This is a genomic window from Salinicola sp. LHM (genome assembly GCF_034479735.1).
In the GTDB taxonomy this organism is placed as follows: domain Bacteria; phylum Pseudomonadota; class Gammaproteobacteria; order Pseudomonadales; family Halomonadaceae; genus Salinicola; species Salinicola salarius.
On sequence record NZ_CP140261.1, the window covers coordinates 4,110,355 to 4,130,479 of the forward strand.

General features: G+C 65.9%; 16 protein-coding genes. 6 read left to right on the plus strand and 10 right to left on the minus strand.

The genetic code is table 11. The annotated features are described in order from the left end of the window. Positions 1 to 73 precede the first annotated feature (73 nt). From R5R73_RS18740 to R5R73_RS18765, 6 genes are all read left to right on the plus strand, one after another. A complete protein-coding gene (locus R5R73_RS18740; RefSeq protein WP_322528346.1) occupies positions 74 to 658 on the plus strand; it encodes a chorismate--pyruvate lyase family protein in 585 nt (194 codons plus the stop codon). Positions 659 to 795: 137 nt separating this feature from the next. Further along, positions 796 to 1,719, plus strand: a complete 924-nt coding sequence (gene ubiA, locus R5R73_RS18745; RefSeq protein WP_322528347.1) for a 4-hydroxybenzoate octaprenyltransferase — start codon at positions 796 to 798, stop codon at positions 1,717 to 1,719. 151 nt (positions 1,720 to 1,870) lie between these two features. After that, a complete protein-coding gene (gene phoB, locus R5R73_RS18750) occupies positions 1,871 to 2,560 on the plus strand; it encodes a phosphate regulon transcriptional regulator PhoB (protein ID WP_087720160.1) in 690 nt (229 codons plus the stop codon). An 8-nt stretch (positions 2,561 to 2,568) separates the two neighbouring features. Then, a complete protein-coding gene (gene phoR, locus R5R73_RS18755) occupies positions 2,569 to 3,921 on the plus strand; it encodes a phosphate regulon sensor histidine kinase PhoR (RefSeq protein WP_322528348.1) in 1,353 nt (450 codons plus the stop codon). Positions 3,922 to 4,041: 120 nt separating this feature from the next. After that, positions 4,042 to 5,712, plus strand: coding sequence for a methyl-accepting chemotaxis protein (locus R5R73_RS18760; RefSeq protein WP_322528349.1), 1,671 nt, complete (start codon positions 4,042 to 4,044; stop codon positions 5,710 to 5,712). Between the two features lie 87 nt (positions 5,713 to 5,799). Next, positions 5,800 to 6,666 carry a M23 family metallopeptidase gene (locus R5R73_RS18765; RefSeq protein ID WP_322528350.1) on the plus strand — a complete coding sequence of 289 codons (867 nt, stop codon included), beginning with the start codon at positions 5,800 to 5,802 and terminating at the stop codon, positions 6,664 to 6,666. Positions 6,667 to 6,677: 11 nt separating this feature from the next. Here the strand turns inward: R5R73_RS18765 and R5R73_RS18770 are convergent, their stop codons facing one another. From R5R73_RS18770 to hexR, 10 genes are all read right to left on the minus strand, one after another. Next, positions 6,678 to 7,736: a siderophore-interacting protein gene (locus R5R73_RS18770; RefSeq protein WP_322528351.1), complete on the minus strand. Its 1,059-nt coding sequence runs from the start codon at positions 7,734 to 7,736 to the stop codon at positions 6,678 to 6,680. Between the two features lie 211 nt (positions 7,737 to 7,947). Continuing rightward, the gene (locus R5R73_RS18775; protein WP_071230482.1) at positions 7,948 to 8,559 is read right to left on the minus strand and encodes a superoxide dismutase; all 612 of its coding nucleotides are present in this window, start codon (positions 8,557 to 8,559) and stop codon (positions 7,948 to 7,950) included. Between the two features lie 297 nt (positions 8,560 to 8,856). Beyond that, complete coding sequence (gene cysZ, locus R5R73_RS18780; protein ID WP_322528352.1) at positions 8,857 to 9,588, minus strand: sulfate transporter CysZ; 732 nt, start codon at positions 9,586 to 9,588, stop codon at positions 8,857 to 8,859. 104 nt (positions 9,589 to 9,692) lie between these two features. Beyond that, a complete protein-coding gene (phoU, locus tag R5R73_RS18785) occupies positions 9,693 to 10,421 on the minus strand; it encodes a phosphate signaling complex protein PhoU (RefSeq protein ID WP_071230484.1) in 729 nt (242 codons plus the stop codon). 130 nt (positions 10,422 to 10,551) lie between these two features. Then, positions 10,552 to 12,792: a DNA helicase II gene (gene uvrD / locus R5R73_RS18790; RefSeq protein WP_071230485.1), complete on the minus strand. Its 2,241-nt coding sequence runs from the start codon at positions 12,790 to 12,792 to the stop codon at positions 10,552 to 10,554. A gap of 78 nt (positions 12,793 to 12,870) precedes the next feature. After that, the gene (locus R5R73_RS18795) at positions 12,871 to 13,491 is read right to left on the minus strand and encodes a ZapG family protein (RefSeq protein ID WP_071230486.1); all 621 of its coding nucleotides are present in this window, start codon (positions 13,489 to 13,491) and stop codon (positions 12,871 to 12,873) included. Between the two features lie 183 nt (positions 13,492 to 13,674). Continuing rightward, positions 13,675 to 16,839, minus strand: a complete 3,165-nt coding sequence (locus tag R5R73_RS18800; protein WP_322528353.1) for an error-prone DNA polymerase — start codon at positions 16,837 to 16,839, stop codon at positions 13,675 to 13,677. Continuing rightward, positions 16,836 to 18,404, minus strand: a complete 1,569-nt coding sequence (locus R5R73_RS18805; RefSeq protein ID WP_322528354.1) for a DNA polymerase Y family protein — start codon at positions 18,402 to 18,404, stop codon at positions 16,836 to 16,838. Before R5R73_RS18805 ends, R5R73_RS18800 begins: the two co-directional genes overlap by 4 nt. Then, positions 18,355 to 19,065: a translesion DNA synthesis-associated protein ImuA gene (imuA, locus tag R5R73_RS18810; RefSeq protein ID WP_322528355.1), complete on the minus strand. Its 711-nt coding sequence runs from the start codon at positions 19,063 to 19,065 to the stop codon at positions 18,355 to 18,357. Before imuA ends, R5R73_RS18805 begins: the two co-directional genes overlap by 50 nt. Before the next feature lie 95 nt (positions 19,066 to 19,160). Then, positions 19,161 to 20,018, minus strand: coding sequence for a transcriptional regulator HexR (hexR, locus tag R5R73_RS18815; protein ID WP_071230489.1), 858 nt, complete (start codon positions 20,016 to 20,018; stop codon positions 19,161 to 19,163). Positions 20,019 to 20,125: the final 107 nt, after the last annotated feature.

A 20,125-nucleotide genomic window follows, 5' to 3' on the forward strand; every position in this document is an offset into this window, starting at 1 on the left:
CACTACGCTGCCTTCGAGCCGCGTCACCCTGCGGTTCCCGGCATTTTTTACGGCGCTTACCATGGTGCTTACCATGGTGCTGCTCATGGAGTCGTTTCGCGTGCCCCCAGCCTGTCACTGCCATGCCTTGTCACCCGCCGAACGATCCTGGCGCTGGGTCCGCTGGACGCCGGCCGCCGCTCAGCGCCCTCGCATGAGCTCCGCCTGGTGGCAGTGGGTGGCCTCCACCGACTCCCTTACCGCACGGCTGATCGCGGCGTCCGCGCGCCCGTTCCGGGTCAAGCTGGTACACCAGGGCGTCGAGCGGCCGCGCCGCGACGAAGCCCAGGCCTTGGGCCTGGCTCCCACCGAGGTGGCCTGGGTGCGCGAGGTGCTGCTGATGAGCGGCGAACGGCCCTGGGTCGCGGCGCGCTCGATCGCGCCGCTGGATCGCATCGGTTGCCGCCGCCTGCGAACGCTGGGGGAACGCTCGCTGGGCAGTTGGCTGTTCGCCCAGCACGATCTCCAGCGCGATCCGATCGAGGTAGCGCGGGTCTCGCCCGCTGGCGCTGGCCTCTGGCTGCGCCGCTCGCGCTTTCGCCACGGTACCATCCAGTTGCTGGTCCAGGAGTGCTTCCAGCGGGAAATGGCCGAGGACCTGGGCCTTTCTTCGATCTGAGCGACGATCCACGACCTGAACGGCGGTCCACGACCCGGACGACGATCCGGCCCGATTGCCCATCCAGCCTCGAAGCGAGGCCGCAGTTGCAGTAAAGTCGTTGGCGATTTTCAGGCCTTGCCGTTTCGGAGATTCGTATGTCCAGCGCCAACGATTCAGCCGCCCGACCCCGCGGCGATGGTCCCCCCGCTCTCCCCCGCGGCCTCGCCCGCCTGCCCGACTTCCTGCGCCTGACGCGGCTGGACAAGCCGATCGGTACCTGGCTGCTGATGTGGCCGACGCTGTGGGCGCTGTGGCTGGCCGCCGACGGCCTGCCGGATCGCGCCACGCTGATCATCTTCGTGCTCGGGGTCTATCTGATGCGCGCGGCCGGCTGCGTCGTCAACGACTATGCCGATCGCCATCTCGACGGCCACGTCAAACGCACCCGAGAGCGCCCGCTGGCGACCGGGCGAATCAGCGAGAAGGAGGCCAAGATCCTGTTCGCGGGCCTGGTGGCGCTGTCGTTCGTGCTGGTCTGCCTGACCAATCTCGCCACCGTGCTGCTCTCCTTCGTCGGCGTCGCGCTGGCCGCGATCTACCCTTTCATGAAGCGCTACACCCATCTGCCCCAGGTGGTGTTGGGCATGGCGTTCTCCTGGAGCATTCCGATGGCGTTCATGGCGGTGAGTCGCGAGGTGCCGCTGGACGCCTGGCTGCTGCTGATCGCCAACGTCGCCTGGACCGTGGCCTACGATACCCAGTACGCGATGGTCGATCGCGACGACGACATCAAGATCGGGATCAAGTCCACTGCCCGGCTGTTCGGCCGGTGGGACAAGCGGATCATCGGCCTGCTGCAGCTGCTGACGCTGGCACTGCTGGCCTGGGTCGGCACCCGGACCCAGCTGGGCGGATTCTTCTGGCTGGGGCTGGTGGCGATGGCGAGCACCTTCGTCTACCAGCAGTGGCTGATCCGCGAACGCGAGCGTGATGCCTGCTTCCGTGCCTTTCTCAACAATTTCTGGTCCGGCCTGCTGCTGTTCGCGGGGCTGGTTCTCGCCCTGTGGCCGCTGGTCTGACCAAGCCGAGACTGAGCGGCTGGCGCGGTTGTCATATCGCTGTCATATTTTCACGATGTAATCGTCACCGTTCTGTCACGGCCGGAAGGGATCCCGGTGCGCCAATCGCGCATGAGGGAAAGCTCCCCGGCGGCTCACCCGAGGCATGCGCATGAGCTCCAAGACCGTACTCATCGTTGACGACGAAGCACCCATTCGCGAAATGATCGCCGTGGCGCTGGAGATGGCCGATTATCACGTGCTGGAGGCGGAAAACGCCCAGACCGGCCACGCCATGGCGCTGGACAAGAAGCCCGATCTGATCCTGCTCGACTGGATGATGCCCGGCACCAGCGGCATCGAACTGGCCCGACGCCTGAAGCGCGAGGAAGCCACCGCCGAATTGCCGATCATCCTGCTCACCGCCAAGGGCGAGGAGGACAACAAGGTGCAGGGGCTGGAAGCCGGTGCCGACGACTACATCACCAAGCCGTTCTCGCCCCGTGAGCTGGTGGCCAGGCTCAAGGCGGTGCTGCGCCGGGCGACGCCGCCGGGCATCGAGGAAGCCGTCGAGGTCGCCGGCCTGCGTCTGGACCCTTCCAGCCACCGCGTCACCTCCCACGGCGGCGCGCTGGAGATCGGCCCCACCGAATATCGGCTGCTGCAGTTCTTCATGACCCACCAGGAGCGCGCCTACACCCGCAGCCAGCTGCTGGATCAGGTCTGGGGCGGCAACGTGTACGTGGAAGAGCGTACCGTCGATGTCCATATCCGCCGGCTGCGCAAATGCCTGGGCGAGGCGCACCAGCATCTGGTCCAGACCGTGCGCGGCACCGGTTACCGTTTCTCGACCCGGGAGTGAGATAGGACGTGCGCTACTGGATCAACGAACTGTGGCGCCTCGGCTACATGCTGTTCGGGCTCGGCGCGATAGGCTTGTTGCTCGGTGAGCTGGGCGGCGAGCTGTTCGCCGGGCTGGGATGGGGCTTGGCGGCCGGCCTCGGGCTCTATGTCTTCCTGCATCTGTGCCACGTGCGCATGCTCTACGTCTGGCTGCTGAAGAATCCCCGCGAAGCGCCGCCACCCGGCACCGGCGTCTGGGGCGACCTGTTCGACCGGCTCTACAACTATCAGAAGGCCCAGACGCAGCTGCAGCAGCGCCTGCGCGACATCCTGCGCCGTATCCAGGACTCCTGCGAGGCGATGCGCGACAGCGTGGTGATGCTCGATCCCAACGGCGATCTCGAGTGGTGGAACAGTGCCGCCTGCGACATGCTCGGCCTGCAACCCGATCACGATCGCGGCCAGCCGATCACCAACTTCCTGCGCGATCCGCGCTTCATTGCCTATTTCGAGAACGGCGACTACAGCGAGCCCCTGCTGATTCCCTCGCCGATCCAGGCCAACCGCACCCTGCAGTTCCATCTCACCCTGTTCGGCGACAACGAGCGCCTGCTGATGGCCCGCGACGTCAGCCGCCTGCATCAGCTGGAGATGATGCGCCGCGACTTCGTGGCCAATGTCTCCCACGAACTGCGCACGCCGCTGACGGTGCTGGCCGGTTACCTCGAGACCTATCTCGACCATGCCGACCAGCTCCCCGAGCGCTGGCAGCGCGGATTCGCGCAGATGCAGGCCCAGACCACCCGGATGCAGAATCTGGTGGAGGATCTGCTGCTGCTGTCTCGTCTGGAGATCGACAGCCCCGACGACGATCGCGACTTGCTCGACGTGGTCGCGCTACTCGAGGAGATCGCCGGCGATGCCCGCGATCTCAGCGCCGGCCGGCATCAGGTGGCGGTGGAGGCCGAGGCGTCGGGACGGCTGCTGGCGAACACCAAGGAGATCCGCAGCGCCATCTCCAATCTCGCGTTCAACGCCGTCCGCTACACGCCCGAGGGCAGTACCATCACCCTGCGCTGGAAGCCCTGGCACGACGGCGCCGCCATCGAAGTCGAGGACAACGGCGACGGCTTCGACCCGATCCATATCCCCCGCCTGACCGAGCGCTTCTATCGCGTCGACAAAGGGCGCAGCGCCGCGACCGGCGGTACGGGTCTGGGGCTGGCGATCGTCAAGCACGTGCTGCTTCGCCATGATGCCAATCTGGAGATCGTCAGCCGCCCCGGTCTCGGCGCCCGTTTCCGCTGCGTGTTTCCGGCCTCGCGCCTGGCGCCAGCCCCCTCCCGACCCGCTCCGGATCTGCCCGAAACGCCGGTCTGACGCGCTCTGCCTGGTTTTTCAGTTTTTTCTCAACCTTCATCGTTCGCGGCCGATAGTGGAAGCAATTCACTATTTGTTTATATGAATTGCGCTCCCACGATCAACAAGGATGGCCCTACGATGACGATGCGACAAAAACTCTGGATCACGGTTGGCCTGATGTGGCTGGGCATGCTGATTCTGGTGGGCTGGATGGCCCTGGAGAAACGCGAGACGCTGATGGCCGAACGCGTGAACAGTCTCAAAAGCTTCGTGGGCAGCGCCCAGACGATGGTCGAACGATACGTCGAACGCGCCGATAATGGCGAGTTCACCGCAGAAGCGGCCCAGAAGTTCGCCCGCAGCAACCTCTCGGCGCTGGATCTCGAAGGCAGCTATGTCTACGCCTTCGACAGCGATATCCACCTGGTCTACCACCCCAAGCGCGAGATCGGCAGCGACATGAGCGGGTTCCGCGACGACAACGGGGTCTACTTCTATCGCGAGCTCAAGGCGCTGGCGGACTCGCCCGACGACGGCACGCTGGAGTACACCTCCACCAATGCCGACGGCGAAGACGTGTCACGCATCAACTACGTGCGCTACGTCCCCGAGTGGGACTGGTATCTCGCCGCCAACGTCTACATCAGCGACATCCAGCACGCCTTCTGGGCCGGCGTTCTCAAGATGAGCCTGATCGCCGGCGTCATCGGCGTGATCATCACGCTGATCATGGGCTGGATCATCCGCAACGTGCTGGACGATATCGGTGGCGACCCGCATCAGGCCCGCGAGGCGATCAAGGGCATGGCAGAGGGCGATCTCACCACCTCGTTGAACGTGAAGCCGGGCGACGAGCGCAGCCTGCTCGCGGCCATCGAAGGCATGCGACGGCATCTGGCCGAATCGATGAGCAACATTCGCCACGCCTCGATGACAATCACTGTCGGCGTGGGTCAGATCCATGACGGCAACCAGGACCTGGCAGCGCGAACCGAGCAGCAGGCCGCGTCCATCGGGGAGACGGCTTCCAGCATGGAAGAGCTGACCCAGACCGTACGCCAGAACGCCGACAACGCCCGCCAGGCCAGCAATCTGGCCGGCGAGGCGCGTACTACCGCGACGGAAGGCGGCGAGATGATGGATCAGGTCGTGACCAACATGCAGGGCATCACCGACAGCTCGCGTCAGGTCACCGAGATCATCGGCGTGATCGATTCGATCGCCTTCCAGACCAACATCCTGGCGCTCAACGCCTCCGTCGAGGCGGCGCGAGCCGGCGAGCAAGGCCGCGGCTTCGCCGTGGTCGCCAACGAGGTGCGCACGCTGGCCAGCCGCAGCGCTGATGCCTCCCGCGAGATCCGCGAGCTGATCGATGCCTCCAATCGCAAGATCAACGCCGGTTCCGAGATCGTCGGCCAGGCCGGCGACACCATTCGCCGCGTGGTCACTGCCGTTGCCCGCATGACCGATCTGATCGAGGAGATTTCGGTCGCTTCCGGCGAGCAGTCCAACGGGATCGACCAGGTCAACGAAGCCGTGGTGCAGATGGATCAGGTGACCCAGCAGAATGCCGCGCTGGTACAGCAGGCATCCGCTGCCGCCTCCACGCTCAACGCGCAGGTCGCGACGCTGGAACAGGCGCTGGCCGGGTTCAGGGTCGCGAGCGTCGAATACGACGACCTGATGTCGGGTTACCGTCAGCCGATGGCGTCGACCACGACACCGAAACTGCCACCGACGCCCGCGCCGAGCACGACATCGACTTCACGCTCGACGCGAGACGATAACGACGACTGGAAGTCCTTCTAACCGGATCTCGGCTGGTTGCCATCATCGTTTCCCCCGCCACCGCATCGGGTTATGGTGGCGGCATCCAGCGATACGGAGTTCGACCAGGTGCCGATCATTCTCTCCCTTTCCTCGTGGCGCCGACTGCTCGGCACCACCATCTTTGCCCTGCTGCTGTCATGCGTTACCGCCAGCGTCCGCGCCGACACCGCTCGTATCGATACCATCCCGATCACCTTTCCCGATAGCGTCCAGCAGGGGTCGATGGTGATCGGTCGCGTGCCGCCGGGCAGCCAGGTGACGACAGCGGGACGAAAGCTTCGCGTCACCGGCTACGGCACCGTGGTGTTCGGCGTGGGTCGCGATGCCAGCGGTGCCGAGCGCGTCGATGTCATGACCCCGGACGGCCGGGAGCATCAGGTATCGGTGGCGATCACGCCCCGGGACTGGCCGATCGAGCGCATCGATGGCGTGCCGCCCAAGACCGTCTCGCCACCGCCGGAGATCGCCCGGCGCATCCAGCGCGAGCAGGCCGCCGTCAGCGCCCAGCGTACCCGCAACGACGACCGGGCGGGTTTCGCCCAGACCTTTGTCTGGCCGGTCGAGGGCCGCATCAGCGGGCGCTTCGGCAACCAGCGCGTCTACAACGGCACGCCGGGGTCGGCCCACTCGGGGATGGATATCGCCGCCACCGAGGGCACGCCGGTCAAGGCGCCGGCCAGCGGCGTGATCACCTTCGCCGACGATCTCTACCTGACCGGCGGCACCGTACTGCTCGATCACGGTTACGGCATCAGCTCCAACTTCCTTCATCTCTCGCGAATCGACGTGGAAGTCGGCGACAGCGTCGAACAGGGGGACGTGATCGGCGCGGTAGGGGCGACCGGCCGCGCCACCGGGCCGCATCTGCACTGGGGCATGAACTGGTTCGATACGCGGATCGACCCGCTGCTGGTTCTGGAACGTGGTCGTTAATTTCGGCAAAGCTAGGCACTTTCCCGCTTCCAGTAGCCGGTGACCAGATGCTGCCCCTTCTGCAGCCCGAACTCCTGCTTGAGCCGCTTGCGCAGGCGCTGGCTGACATCCGCCTCGCCGGCGAACCAGACGAACAGATCGTCGCGGGTCGCGGGGATGGCCTCGGCGACCGCCGCGGCAAGCTGCTCGCTGGGCCCAAAGCCGCGACAGCGATAGCGCCACTGCACGTCGCAGTGATCGGGTACCGGCAGCTCGAGGGCATCGACCGGCGATTCGACCTCCAGCCAGGCCTCGACACGGGCGTGCCCCGGCAGTGTCTCCAGCAGACGTGAAATCGCCGGAATGGCGGTTTCGTCGCCGGCCAGCAGGTAGTGCGAGGCCTCGGCGACGCCTCGCCCGTACGGACCTGCCATGCCACAGAGATCCCCCGGCCTGGCACGCCGCGCAAAATCGCCTCCCGGCCCCGGAGCCTCGTGCAGCAGAAAATCGATCTCGACCTCGCCGCGAGCGACATCCAGGCGACGAATGGTGTAGTAGCGAATCTCGGCGCGCTCCTTTTCCGGCGGCCACTGGGTCCCGCCTTCCGCGGTAGGCCGCGGCCACTGCGGCCGTTCGATGCCGGCCGGCGGAAAGTGCAGGCGCACGTGCCACTCTTCCGGATGATCGAAGCGCGCCAGGTTCTCGCCACTCAGCGTCAGCCGCCGGATACTGGGGCTCAGATCCTCGATCCGTGTCACCCGCATCTCGCGGAAATTGGCGAAGGTCGGAGCCGCGACGACATCGCCGTGCCAGTGCAGCGGCAGCGCGTTCTCGCCCGCGAAGAGCGACACGTAGTGCTCGATGATGCCCCGCAGCGTCTCCAGGCCATCCCGCGCCTCGGCACGGGCTTCCATGCGCAATCCCACGCGGATCGCGGCGAAATGCGCCTCGCCCCCGGGCAGCTCGATCACCGTTAGAATGTCGTCGGCTCGATAGGCGACGTCGTACTCGTCCAGAAACGCTCTCAGGCGCAATTGAAAATTATTTACATCGGTGAGCGTCAAAGTGGCGTCGCAGCGAAGTGCAGTCATGTTGTGGGATCGTCTTGCAGCAGTGGTGCGGTGGCGTGCGGAGCTTGGAATCGGCGGGAGGCCGATGTCGTCAGCCTATCAGAAAAGCGCTGGCGGTGGGAATCGATGCAAGATGCCCCCGCTCCGGGATGAAACCGAAGCAGGGGCATCTCGAACTGGCTTATGCCGAGACAGTCAGTACTGGATAGTACTAGACAGTCAGCGCCAAGGATCAGGCGGTGGCTTCGGCATAGCGACGATTGACTTCGTCCCAGTTGATGACGTCGAAGAACGCGGCGATGTAATCCGGACGCTTGTTCTGATACTTCAGGTAGTAAGCGTGTTCCCAGACATCCAGGCCGAGGATCGGCGTCAGGCCTTCCATCAGCGGGCTGTCCTGGTTCAGGGTATTGATGACCTTGAGCTTCTTATCCGGGGTCACGACCAGCCAGGCCCAGCCACTGCCGAAACGACCGGCTGCAGCTTTCTTGAACTCTTCCTTGAAGGCGTCGTAGCCGCCGAGTTCACTGCTGATCGCTTCACCGACCTTGCCGGTCGGCTCGCCACCGCCATCCTTGGACATCACGGTCCAGAACAGCGAGTGGTTGGCGTGACCGCCACCGTTATTGATGACTGCCTGGCGCTTGTCCTGCGGAACCTTCTCGATATCGGCCATCAGCTTGTCGACCGGCACGTCTTCGAGCCCCGTGCCTTCCAGCGCGGCGTTGAGGTTGTTGACGTAAGTCTGATGGTGACGAGTGTGGTGAATCTCCATCGTCATCGCGTCGATCTTGGGTTCCAGCGCGTCATACGCATAGGGTAGCGACGGTAAGCTATGAGCCATGATCAAAACTCCCTTTCGTGAGGAGGCATTGCCCGACGCGGGCGCCTCTCGGGTGAATCAAAATAGTGAGCAACGCATGACAGTGTCAAGCGAACCCGACCTCGATACGGCGCTGCTCGGAAAAACTATCGCTTTGATTTCACTAGGATTTGTAGAAGCCCCGATGCGCCTGGCTCCGGAACTTCGACAAACCCTCGTGCCGTACCTTCCTACATGGCGTGCAACGGTGCCGCTTTCAACCCCGGCCGGCGGTTTTTCTCGCCGGCCGGGCAGCCGCCCGCGCTCGCGCCCCCGCGTTCAGCGGCTCACTGCCGGCACCATGGAGCGGTAATAGCGGTCCCATAGCATGACGCCACCGGCAACGCCACCGGGCAGCAGGATCAGGTTGAGCACCGGCACCCAGGTGGCCATGGACATGCAGGCGCCGTAGGTCAGCGTCGGCCACCAGCGGGCACGCAGGCGACGACGCATGTCGGTAAACCCGACCTGGTTGTTGTCCATCGGGTAGTCGAGATACTGGACGGCCATCATCCAGGCTGAGAACGCCGCCCACAAAAAGGGCGTGATCAGGTTGAGGCCGGGCACGAATCCCATCAGGAACAGAACCGCCATGCGCGGCAGGATATAGCCCAGCTTGACCAGTTCCCGCCCCAGCGCATCGACGCCGGCCTTCATCAGCCCGCGTTCGTCGCTTGGCGGCCGGCCGGTGACGCGAGTCTCCACCTTCTCGGCCAGAAAGCCGTAGAACGGTGCCGCGATCAGGTTGGAGACCAGGGTGAAGGTGAAAAAGACGATCAGCGCCAGAGCAATGACCAGCAGCGGCCAGATCAACCACTCCAGCCAGGTCAGCCAGCCGGGTATCTGGCGCATGCCGTAGTCGAGCCAGCCGCCGAAGTTCTCGAAGAGATAGAAGATCGTGCCGCCGTAGAGCAGCAGATTGACCAGCACGGGGCCAATCACGAAACGACGCAGGCCGGGCTCGAACACCAGGCGCGTGCCACTGAGAATCACTTGCAGGGAGTAGATCATGCCAAATCCGCCGAACAGACAAACCGTTGCGAGGTCGACACGCTAACACAGTCCGAACGGCGGAGCGCTAGCCCCGAGCGAGTCGACGCCCGAGGGGTTCAGCGTTAGCGGCCCTTGCCCAGGAGCTCGTGATCGAGATCGCTGACCGAGGTGTGGCGGATGTCGCGGCCCTTGACCAGATAGATGACGTGCTCGGCCAGGTTGTCGGCGTGATCGCCGATCCGCTCCAGCGCGCGCAGCACCGTCATCACGTTCAGCACGCCGCCGATGGAGCGCGAATCTTCCATCATCAGGGTCGCCAGCGAACGCATGGCAGTGGTGTATTCGCTGTCCACCGAGGCATCTTCCGCTACCACTTTCAGCGCCAGCTCGGTGTCGAAGCGGGCGAAGGCAGTCAGCGAATCGCGCAGCATGTTGCCGACGTGTTCGCTGATGTGGCGAATCTCGACGCTACCCTGGGGAATCCGACCGGCTTCGATCAGATCGAGCGCATTGCGCGCGATCTTGTTGGCTTCGTCGCCCATCCGCTCGAGATCGTTGGTGGCCCGGATGACCGCGATGACCAGGCGCAGGTCGGAAGCGGCCGGCTGACGCCGGGCCAGGATCCGCACGCACTCCTCGTCGATCTTGAGCTGCATCCCGTTGACGCTGGCGTCGTTGTCGCGCACGCGAATCGCCAACTGGCTATCGCCCTCCAGCAGCGCCGTCAGGGCTTCCTGGAGCTGCTTCTCGACCAGTCCGCCCATCGCCATCAGCTGGGTCTTGATGGTTTCCAGGTCCTGGTTGTACTGCTGCGAGATGTGCTGACTGTGGGTATCGCTGGTGATATCCATGTGTGACTCCAAATGAGGCGCGACGAGAAACCGGGGCGCGACGAGAAACAGCAACGCGGTGAACGTTTTACGACTTATCTCGCCATTCTGGCACAAGAGTATTGCAAACAGATGACGCTGCCGACTGCCGTTACAGCGGGGTCAGCTTGGCGAAGCCCAGCACCAGCCACTTGTCGCCCTCGCCCTCGAAGCTGACATGCACCCGGGCGCGGGCGCCTTCCCCCTCGGCATCGAGAATCACGCCCTCGCCGAACAGCGGATGGCTGACGCGCTGGCCGAGCGACAGCGAAGGGAGATCGCCGCTGGCCTCGACACCCTGCTGGCGCAACGAGCCCACGTTGGGCCGGGACGTCACCGGGCGCGATACCTGCCCGCGCAGGCGCACTTCCTCGAGCAGTTCCTCGGGGACTTCCCGTAAAAACCGCGACGGCCGCGCCATGGTCTCGCGGCCGTGCAGGCGGCGGATCTCGGCATAGGTGAGATAGAGCTTGCGCATGGCGCGGGTCATGCCGACATAGCAGAGCCGGCGCTCCTCCTCGAGGCGTCCCGGCTCTTCCAGCGACATTTTGTGCGGGAACAGGCCCTCTTCGATGCCGGCCACGAACACCACCGGAAATTCCAGCCCCTTGGCCGAGTGCAACGTCATCATCTGCACGCAGTCCTCGAATTCGTCGGCCTCGTGATCGCCCGCGTTGAGCGCCGCTTCCGCCAGGAACGGTTCCAGCGCCGCGGCACCTTCGCCCACCTCCTGCAGGTCGATCGGGTTGGCCTGGGCATTCTGCGAGAACGCCCGCGCCGCATTGATCAGCTCCTCGAGGTTCTCCACCCGCGCCTGGCCTTTTTCGCCCTTCTCGCTGCGGTGGTGCTCGATCAGGCCGGAGATCTGGATCACGTGCTCGATGATCTCGTAGAGCGCCATGCCGGCGGTGTCGTTGTCGAGGCGCTCGATCAGCTCGGCGAAGGCGTTGACCGCATTGCCGGCGCGGCCCTTGAGCGTGCCGTCGCTCAGGCTGTCGTGCAGCGACTGCCACAGCGATACGTTGGTATCGCGGGCGCGGCCACGCAGGATCTCCACCGTGCGCGTGCCGATCCCGCGGGCCGGCACGTTGATTACCCGCTCCAGCGAGGCGTCATCCTCGCGATTGAGCAGCAGGCGCAGGTAGGCCAGCGCGTTCTTGATCTCCAGGCGTTCGTAGAAGCGCTGACCGCCGTAGATGCGATACGGCACGCCGCTGCGGATCAGCGCCTCCTCGATCACCCGGGACTGGGCGTTGGAGCGGTAGAGGATCGCCATCTCGCGCCGGGCGACGCCGTTGCGAGACTGTTCGCCGATGGTATCGACGATGAAGCGCGCCTCGTCGAGATCGTTGAAGCCGGCATAGACGGAGATCTTGTCGCCAGCATCGCCGTCGGTCCACAGCTCCTTGCCCATGCGCCCGCTGTTGTGGCTGATCAGCGCGTTGGCGGCATCCAGAATGGCGCTGGTGGAGCGATAGTTCTGCTCCAGGCGCACGGTCCGGGTGTTGGTGAATTCGGTTTCGAAGCGGCGGATGTTCTCGACCTTGGCCCCGCGCCAGCCGTAGATCGACTGATCGTCGTCGCCGACCACGATCATGGCCGCACTGTCGTCATCGCCCTTCCCATTGCCATCAGCGCCGGCCAGCAATTTCAGCCAGGCGTACTGCAGGGTGTTGGTGTCCTGGAATTCGTCGACCAGGATATGGCCGAAGCGCTCGCGGTAATGCTTGAGCAGCGCCGGCGTATCCCGCAAAAGCTCCAGGCTGCGCAGCAGCAGCTCGCCGAAGTCGACCAGCCCGCCGCGCTCGCAGGTCAGCTGATAGAGTTCGTAGAGCTCGACCATCCTGGCCATGTAGGCGTCGCCGTGGGTCGCCACCTGCTGCGGGCGCAGTCCCTCCTCCTTGCAGCCACCGATGAAATACTGCACCTGCTTGGGCGGATAGCGCTCATCGTCGACGTTGTGGTCCCGCAGCAGACGCTTGACCAGCCGCAACTGGTCGTCGCTGTCGATGATCTGGAAATGCTGGGGCAGACGCGCGTCGTGCCAGTGGGTACGCAGCAGGCGATGCGCGATGGAGTGGAAGGTGCCGACCCACATGTTGCGCAGCGACGCCCCCTGCAGCGCCTCGAGACGTGTGCGCATCTCGCGGGCGGCCTTGTTGGTAAAGGTCACCGCCAGAATGGCATAGGGGGAAACGCCTTCGACCTGCATCAGCCAGGCGATGCGATGCACCAGCACTCGGGTCTTGCCCGAACCGGCACCGGCCAGCACCAGCATATTGCCGGGCGGCGCGGCGACGGCCTCGCGCTGATTGGCGTTGAGGGAGTCGATTAGTGCCGAGACATCATCCATTGGAAACCGTGCGGGGCCTTGCTGCTGGAAAGGGGAAGAGCGCGCCAGCTTAACACAGCCGGCCAGCCCCGCCTGGCGTCAGGCGCTGCCTGATGCCCTGCTCGGGGCGCCTCCGCGCTTGCTGGCGGCATCTTCGGCGGCGGCGTGAATCGCCGCATCCTGCGGACGCCCGGTCGACGACCCGGACGTGCCGGCAGAAGCCGGAGCATCGGTCTTCGTCTCGCGCGTCTTCGTGGCGCTCATGGCGGCGCTGTCAGGCTTGCCGGTGGCCGGCGCCTTGTGCGCTGTCTGGGGCTCGGTCGCTTCCGTCTCGGTGGCCCGGGTCTTGGTGGTCTGGACCTCGGTAGCGGCCGAACGGGAGGCCGTGTCCGGCTCGTGCAGATCCTGGGTGATCGCTTCCGGCTTGGGCGGCGGCTCGATCACCGTTTCGTGGTGCATGTCGGCGAGCTTCTCGGCTCCCTTCGCGACATGGTGATACATCTCGCGATAGTCCTCGACCATCCGCGTCATGGTCGCGGAAACCTGCTCGAAGTGCTCGCGAACGTCTTCCTTGTAGGCATTGTGCTCGCGATTGAGCTCGCGCATCGGTTCGGTGTTGTGGCCGCCCATCCTGGTTCCCAGCCAGTAGCCGACCAGTACCCCGATGGCCCCCACGGCCACCGCGATGGCAATCCAGGGCCCTACGCCAATGCTCTCCATAAATCAGCCGCCTCTTGAGTTGTTTGAAGGAAAAATCGTTGCTGCGAAATACGCCACAATAAAGACCGGCAGCGCAGCACAATGGTTCCTTACCTAATCACAGGATCACGCCGTTTTGCCAGCCCGCGCTATCGCGCTCCTAGTCGTCCGCACCGCCCCACAGCGCGTGCGACGGGAGCCGGACTAATGAAAATCCCGACTGCGCGTGCTCAGCCCCTCCAGCAGGCCGGTGAGATCGATCAGCCCTCTGGCAATCACGTGGCGCACGCCCGCCTGGCTTTCCAGCTTGCCCACTACCCGCAGCAGCCGAGACTCGAGCAGGACCCGGCGATAGCGTACGGCGAGATGCGGCCAGACCACGACATTGACCATGCCGAATTCGTCCTCGAGGGTCAGAAAAGTCACCCCCTTGGCGGAGCCGGGACGCTGGCGTCCGACCACCAGTCCGGCGATCGCCACGCCGACATCCCCCGGCAGCTCGGCGAGGCGCCTGGAATCCACCACGCCGCCCAGACCGCGAATGCCATCCGACCGGCAGCGCTGGCGCAGCAGCGACATCGGATGCGGCCCCAGCGTGGTGCCGAGCGTGGCGTAATCCGCCTTGATCGCTTCGCCGATCTCGACAGCCGGCAGCGCGAGCGACTCCTCTTCGCTATCGACCTCGATACCATTTTGGGCAAACAGCGGCAGCGACGCCTCGACACCGGCCGTGGCCCAGCGCGCCCGATGGCGATCTCCGGCCAGCCCCTCCAGCGCCCCGGCATCGGCGAGCCGTGACAATACCGCCCGCTTGACGCCGGCCCGCGCCGCCAGGCGTTCGACGCTATCGCAGCCCGGCGTGTCGCGCGCCGCCAGCAGTCGTTGGCCGTCGCTCTCGGCGAGCCCCTTGATCATGTGCAGCCCGAGCCGGATCGCCAAGTCGCCGGTACTGGTAGAGGCAACCTCCAGCGTGCTCTCCCACTGGCTGACGCGGATATCGACCGGGCGCACCTCGACGCCGTGGCGGCGGGCATCCTGCAGTACCTGATCCGGCGAATAGAAGCCCATCGGCCAGCTGTTGATCAGCGCGCAGGCGAAGATCGCCTGTTCGTGGCACTTGAGCCAGCAGCTGGCGTAGGTCAGCAAGGCAAAGCTGGCGGCGTGGGATTCGGGAAAGCCGTAGCTGCCGAAGCCCTTGATCTGCTCGAAGATGCGTTCGGCGAAGCTCAGCTCGTAGCCGCGCTCGAGCATGCCCTCGACGATTCGCTGGCGGTGATGCTCGAGCCCGCCGTGGCGCTTCCAGGCCGCCATCGAGCGCCGCAGCTGGTCCGCCTCGCCGGGGCTGTAACCCGCCGCCTCCACTGCCAGCGCCATTACCTGTTCCTGGAAAAGCGGCACGCCGAGAGTGCGTTCGAAGGCATCTTTGAATGCCTGTGACGGATAGGTGATCGGCTCCTCGCCATTACGCCGCTTGAGATAGGGGTGCACCATGTCGCCCTGGATCGGCCCGGGGCGCACGATCGCCACTTCGATCACCAGGTCGTAGAACTTGGCCGGCTTGAGCCGGGGCAGCATCGCCATCTGGGCACGGGATTCGATCTGGAACACGCCGAGGGTATCGGCGCGCTGGATCATGGCGTAGGTATCGGCGCACTCCTTGGGAATCGTCGCCAACGCGTAGTCGATACCGCGGTGAAGGCGCACCAGATCCAGACTGCGTCGCAGCACCGTCAACATGCCCAGCGACAGCACGTCGACCTTGAGCAGCCCGACCAGATCGAGATCGTCCTTGTCCCACTGGATCACCGTGCGCTCCGCCATGGCGGCGTTTTCCACCGGCACCAGCGTCTGCAGCGGCGCATCCGAGATCACGAACCCGCCCGGATGCTGGGAGAGATGGCGCGGAAAACCGACCAGCGTACCGGCCAGCACCAGCAGACGCTGGAGCATGGGCTCTTCCGGCTCGAAACCCTGCTCTCTGAGCCGTGCTTCGTCGGGAATATGATCGGTCCAGCGCCCGGCACAGCGGGCGAGCCGGTCGATACGCTCCGGCGCGAAGCCCAGTGCCCGGCCGATATCGCGGATCGCTCCAGCGGCGTGGTAATGGCTGACCACGGCGGTCAGCGCCGCGCGATGGCGGCCGTAGCGGCTGAAGACGTACTGGATCACCTCCTCGCGGCGCTCATGCTCGAAATCGACATCGATATCCGGCGGCTCGTCGCGTTCGCGGGAGATGAAGCGCTCGAACAGCAGCGCCGTGCGCGACGGATCGATCTCGGTGATTCCCAGCGCGTAGCAGACCGCCGAGTTGGCCGCCGAGCCGCGCCCCTGGCACAGGATGTGCTGCTGCCGCGCGAAGTCGACGATGTCGTGTACGGTGAGAAAGTAGTGCTCGTAGCCCAACTCTTCGATCAGCGTGAGCTCGTAGTCGATCTGCGCGTCCGTCTTCTCGGGCACACCATTCAGCCAGCGTCGCGCGCAGCCTTGAGCCGTCAACTCGCGCAGCCACTCGGCCGGCGTCTTGCCGGCCGGCACCACCTCGTGGGGATAGGTGTAGTGCAGCTCGCCGAGATCGAAGTCACAGCGCGCCGCCAACGCCACGCTCTCGGCCATCAGCTCAACGGGATAGATCGCGGATAGCGCATCCCGGCTGCGCAGATGGCGCTCGCCGTTGGGGAACAGCGTGTCTCCCGCCTCGAACACGCTCAGGTGGTGACGAATCGCGGTGAGGCAGTCCTGCAGCGCCCGCCGGCCCCGGGCATGCATGTGAACGTCTCCCGCCGCCAGTGCCGGTATGCCCAGCGCGTCGGCCAGCGCCTGCAGTTGGGCCAGACGCGCCGCGTTGTCGTAGCCGTTCTCGAAGCCGTAGTGAAGCTCCACCGCCAGCCACAGCCGGCCGGGAAAGGCGCCAACCAGCCGCTCGCCCACCTCATTATCACCTACCCCACGATCACCCATCTCACGATCCGGCACTGCCTCCGGAATCCACAGCGCGAACAGGCCGTCACCGCCGTCGAGTTCGTCGAGATCCGAGGCGAGCAGCCGGTATTCGCCCTTGGGCGCGCGTCCGCGAACGCGGGTGATCAATCCGCAGAGCGCCTCGTAGCCACGCCGGTTCTCCACCAGCAGCACCAGCTTGATGCCGCACTGGGTACGAAACTCGGCGCCGACGATCAGGTCGACGCCATGCTCCCGTGCCGCCTGCCAGCCGCGTACGATGCCGGCCAGCGTGGCCTCGTCGGTGATCGCCAGAGCACGGTAACCGAGCCGTGCGGCGCGCTCGAAAAGCTCGTCCGCGGTCGACGCGCCGCGCTGAAAGCTGAAGGCGGAGAGGCAGTGCAACTCGGCATAGGCGATCGCATCGCTCATCCGAACCACCCGTGCAGATACCAGCCCTGCCGCCCCGGCTCGCACCAGACCCAGGCGTGGCGGCCGTCGACCCACTGGGCCAGATAGTAGTCGCGCCGGATGTCGCCGCCGTCCCACCAGCCGCTTTCGATCCGCTCCGGCCCCGCCAGCAGCTGCAGCACGTCGCCATCGCAGCGCTGGGGCGTGGGGGTCAGCCAGCCGGGGCGCGTCGGGCCGGCGCTGGCGTCACGCGCCCGTGGGCCGGCGCCGTCGATCACCGCCATTTCCGGGCGATGCTCGCGGTACTCGATCAGCGGCTTGAGTACCGGCTCGCCCAGCCGCGCGACCAGCCGCTGATGCAGCATCGCCCAGGCCTGGGCCTGGCGGGCCGGCCCTTCCAGCAGCTCCCGCCGGACCGGCGCGTAGGCCGACAGGCGCGGCGCGGAGAGCGTCAAGCTCATCACCGGGCCGGCGAGGCGCACGCGCTCCAGATGCGCACGGGTCAGCTCGAGCAGGGTATCGGGGTCGCGCTGTACCGCCAGCAGGCCGATCTCGACGGCCTGCGCCGGCCCGTCCTCCAGTTCGAACGTCAGGCGGAACCGCTCGACGCCCGCGTCCTGGCCCATCAGAAACGCGGCCAGCTCCTGCAACAGGCGCTTGAGCGGAAAGGCCAGCCCCGCCAGGGCATGCACCGGCTGGTCGAATTCGAAGGTACGGGAAAAACGCGGCGTGGGACGATGGTAATCCAGCGCCAGCGGCCACTCCCCGCGCAGCTCGCTCAGATGACGCAGCAAACCGCCACCGAAACGTCGGGCCAGGGCGCTGCGCGGCAGGGCGAACAGCTCGCCCAGGCGCTGGAAACCGCTACGCTTGAGGGTCTGCACGATGTCCTGGCCGGCATCGATGTTCGCCAGCCCGGCACGGTCGAGGCGCAACGCGGCCAGCGCCGGCTCCAGCCCGGCGTCGTCCACCGCCAGCCCGTCGTGGACATTGACCAGCACCCGCGCCGCCGCCGGATTGGGGGCGATCACCAGCCGATGCGAAAAGCCGAGTTCGGCGAGCTCCGACCGCAGCCGCGCCTCCAGCCGCGGCCAAGGGCCCAGCAGATCGAGGCTGCTGGCGACCTCGAACACCAGCGCGTGCGGATAGTGCAGGCTGACCTGAGCGCTGAAGCCGTAGGCCCAGCTCGCCAGACGCCGCCGCCAGCGCTCGACGGATTCGGCATCGAACGGCGCCGTCTCGAGCCGCTCGCCCGAGGCAGGTTCAGAACCGTTTTCTGGCGCGGAGTTGGGCGCCTTGGAAAGCGGCGCGGCTCCGGGCGCCTTAAAAAGCGGCGCGTTAAACAGCGCTTCGGCGAAGCCCAGCGCCTGACCGGGTTTGACGCCCTGCTCGCGGGCGGCGCGATTGGCAGCGCGAATGCATTGGCGCTGCGCCGGGCCATCGACCAGCGCGAAGGGCGCCTCGGGGTCGGCACGACGACGCAGCGCCCCCTCCAGCGCCAGACGCGGAAACAGCAGGCAGACCCAGCGCATGGCGTCACGCCCCGGTGCCGAAGGCGATTCGCCGCGCGGGCGGAAAGCCGCCACGGCACTTGAGGATTTCCAGCTCGGCATGCCGGTGCAGCCGTAACCGGAGCGGCGCCGGCGACGCCTCGGACACCTTCGCCAGCGGCCGGTGGACGAAAGCCAGCGTGTTGCCGCTCGCCGCCGCCACCTGCAACCGCCGCATGAGGCGGCTATCGGCCTGCGGCAGCCAGGCGACGACGGCCGCGCAGCAGCCGGCGCGCAGGCACTGCTCCGTCGCCCACAACGCCTCGCGGCCCTGCACGTCGAGCCAGTGACACTGCTCCAGCGCCACGCCCGCCTGCCGCCACGCCGCCGGATACGGCACGCCCGGTGGCGAAACCAGCACCACCGGCCGGCCTTCCCGGGTCATCCGCGAGATCACTGGCCACAGCAGGGCCAGTTCCCCGTTGCCGGCGCCCGCCGACAGCAGCTCGCTGACCGCGGCCGACGGCCAGCCACCCCCCGGCAGGATCGCATCGAGCGCCGCATGCCCGCTGGCGATCGCCTCGCCGCCCTGGCTATCGGCACCGGACTGGGCGCGCCAGACCTGACGGCTATCGAGCAGGGATTCCAGGCTACTCATCGACCGCCCCCGTATCGGGCAATGGCAGCGATATCCATCGGAAACAGCGAGAAGCGAGTGACGACATGACGGTGGCCGGGACGGTTGAAACGTTGTCACCAGTGTCACTCAGAACACGATTACTGTCTATATATACAGTATTAGAGACACAAAAAACGCCGAGCGAAGTCGGCGTTTCCCTAGTCATGAAGCCGTCACGACACGTTGTTGGACACCCGCAGCGACCCCAGGCTGCGCTTGATCGCCTTGAGCTGATCGGTGATCTGCGGCCCGCGGTTCTTGGCCACGCCGACGGCGAGCACGTCGATGGTCAGCAGGTGGGCGATACGCGAGGTCATGGGGATGTAGACCTCGGTGTCTTCCTGCACGTCGATCGGCAGCGTCAGGGTCACCTCGCGGGCCAGCGGCGAATCGCTGGGACACAGGCCGATCACGGTCGCGCCGGCCTTGACCGCCGTCTTGGCGCTGGCGAGCAGCGCCCGGGTGCGTCCGGTCTGGGAGATCGCTACCACCACGTCGCCCGCTTTGAGGGTGGCGGCGGACATCGCCTGCAGGTGCGGGTCGGAGTAGGCCGACGTCTGGATCTGCAGGCGGAAGAACTTGTGCTGGGCATCGGCGGCGACGATCCCCGAAGCGCCGTAGCCGTAGAACTCGACCCGGTTGGCCACCGCCAGCGCCGCGATCGCCTTGCCCAGCGCCTCGTTGTCCAGTTGATCGCGCACCTGCTCGAGCGTCTCGATGGTGCTGTCGAAGATTCCGTGGGAGAACTCGGCCACGCTGTCGCCGTCGTTCATGGTGAACTGGGCGTACTGGCTTCCCCGCGCCATCATCTGCGCCAGCTTGAGCTTGAACTCCTGGAAGCCGGCCATTCCCATGGCACGGCAGAAGCGCACCACCGTCGGCTCGCTGACCTGCGCCTCGCTGGCCAGGTCGGTGATTCGCATCAGGATCACCTCTTCCGGATTGCGCAGCACGAAGCGCGCCACCTTCTGCTCGGAGCGGCGCAGGCGATCCATGTGCACACGCAATTCATCGAACAGCGAACGGCTCATGGCTGGCCCTCGGATGACGACATCGGATCTTCTCGGTCGGGAATCAGGCGCCCAGTATGCCCGAGTCACGCGGGCGGGAACACGCCGTCACGGCGCGTTGAAAGCAT